Origin of the sequence: Bartonella sp. AP57NXGY (genome assembly GCF_042195805.1) — a bacterium.
In the GTDB taxonomy this organism is placed as follows: domain Bacteria; phylum Pseudomonadota; class Alphaproteobacteria; order Rhizobiales; family Rhizobiaceae; genus Bartonella.
Genome location: NZ_JBHIOZ010000095.1, coordinates 3,014 through 4,788 on the forward strand (window position 1 = coordinate 3,014; position 1,775 = coordinate 4,788).

The 1,775-nt window shown below is 46.3% G+C and carries 3 protein-coding genes and 1 pseudogene; all 4 read left to right on the plus strand.

Translation table 11 applies throughout. The features are described 5' to 3' along the window. Nucleotides 1-54: 54 nt before the first annotated feature. Nucleotides 55-255: a hypothetical protein gene (locus ACFIL8_RS07585; RefSeq protein ID WP_375681057.1), complete on the plus strand. Its 201-nt coding sequence runs from the start codon at nucleotides 55-57 to the stop codon at nucleotides 253-255. A 3-nt stretch (nucleotides 256-258) separates the two neighbouring features. Next, nucleotides 259-639, plus strand: a complete 381-nt coding sequence (locus ACFIL8_RS07590; protein ID WP_375638670.1) for a GPW/gp25 family protein — start codon at nucleotides 259-261, stop codon at nucleotides 637-639. After that, on the plus strand, nucleotides 632-1,513 hold the full coding sequence (locus tag ACFIL8_RS07595) for a baseplate J/gp47 family protein (protein WP_375638668.1): 882 nt from the start codon (nucleotides 632-634) through the stop codon (nucleotides 1,511-1,513). The genes ACFIL8_RS07590 and ACFIL8_RS07595 overlap by 8 nt, the downstream gene beginning before the upstream one ends. Then, nucleotides 1,513-1,775: pseudogene (locus ACFIL8_RS07600) on the plus strand (phage tail protein); the annotation flags it as partial. The gene ACFIL8_RS07595 and the pseudogene ACFIL8_RS07600, both read left to right, overlap by 1 nt.

Sequence of the window (1,775 nt, forward strand, 5' to 3'; positions counted from 1 at the left end):
GGGGTCAAAATGGGTCCCTCCACAACCTCTTCCCCTCTTTAAAGGAGTTTTATCATGCGTGAGAACACTTATGTTATTTTAACCAATGCCGATTTTGTTGCAGGCAAGCGTTCACCGGGCAAGGGTGAGGAAATTTGTTTAAGTGAGGAAGCGGCTAAATATCCGTTGCTGCTTGGTCAGATCGCTGAAAAACCAGTCCCTGTTGTTGCTGCGGCCCCAACGGTCTCTACCACAAAGACAAGCAAAGGGGCTTAAAGCATGCGGTGCGGGATGAGCGAAAAGGATGGCTCTCTCTTGTATGGTTGGGCACATTGCCAACAGTCACTTCGTAAATGTCTGACGACAAGAATTGGGACACGGGTTTTGCGTCGTCATTATGGATGTGATGTTGGAGCATTCCAAGATGCCAATGCTGATCCTGCGACGATGATGCAGCTTTATCAAGCAATTGTTGAAGCACTCGATGATCCAGAGTGTGGAGAGCCTGGGTTCTCGTTGCAGAGGATTGATCTGACAAAAGCAACGCGTGAAGGCACATTCCATTTTGTTTTAACGGGTGTTTTTTATCCCAATGGGCATTTGGGGGATTGGTCACACAAAGAGCCAATGAGCATCAATTTAGAGGTTGGTGATGACTGAGTTTGAACCTTTATCCTTTTCACAGATTCCCCCTCCACAACTCCCTCTGCCACAAATTATTGAAGAGCTTTCTGTTGAAGCAATTTTAGAGCAAAAGATCACGCGTTTGACTGAGCTTTTTGCAGCGCATCATATTCCTTATAATGTGGAAAAGACGGCTTATGATCCCGTGGTCATTCAATTGCAAGCGGCGGCTTATGAAGAGTTTCTATTGCGCCAGCGAATTAATGAAGTGGCGCGGGATAATTTACTCACATTTGCGCGTGGAACAAGTTTAGATCATTTGGGGGATTTTCATGGGGTCACGCGCCTTTTGGATGAAGATGATGAGCGGTTTCGCCGCCGCATTCGCTTGAATAGACAAGGACATTCCACAGGGGGCACAGCGCCACGTTATCAATATTTTGCCCTCTCAAGCGATATCCATGTCAAAGATGCTTTTGTTTATCGTGAGGGTAAAAGCCCGATTATTCATGTGGCTCTTTTTAGTGATAGCCCATCAGGGGTGGCAGATGAGGCTTTAATTGCAAAGGTGCAAGCAGCCCTTGATGCCCCCCATGTTAAAATGACCAATGACCACATCCTTGTGAAAAGCGCGGTACAGCGGATGATCAATGTTTCTGCTGATTTTTGGTTGTTACCGGATGAAGGCTCCTTTGTTTTGGAAAGAGCGGAGCAGAATTTAAGAGCAGAATGGGCGCGTGCATGGAGGCTTGGGCGTGATTTGTCTTTAAGTTGGATACTAAGCCGCTTGATGGTTGAGGGCGTTCACCATGTGAACATAACGCAACCTTGTGAGGATATTTTGGTCGCACCGGATGAAGCTGTAGCTTTGGGGGATATTGTCTTGTCTGAACGGGGGCGTGCTTATTGATGCTTTCCTCACTTTTGCCCCCAAATTCGAGCTTGTTTGAACGTTGTTTTGCAGAAGCAATGGCTCTTGACCCTCACGTTAAAATGGCACTCGAAGAAATCCCCCGCGCGAAATTTATTACGCGTCCGCCTTCTTGGTTGTCCTTTTTAATTGATGAATATGGCTTACAAGAATTAACCCCTTATTTCTCTAACCTTTATGATTTAATTGATCAGGGTCTTGCATGGCAAAATATTCGCGGCTCCCTTGCGGCAATAGAGAT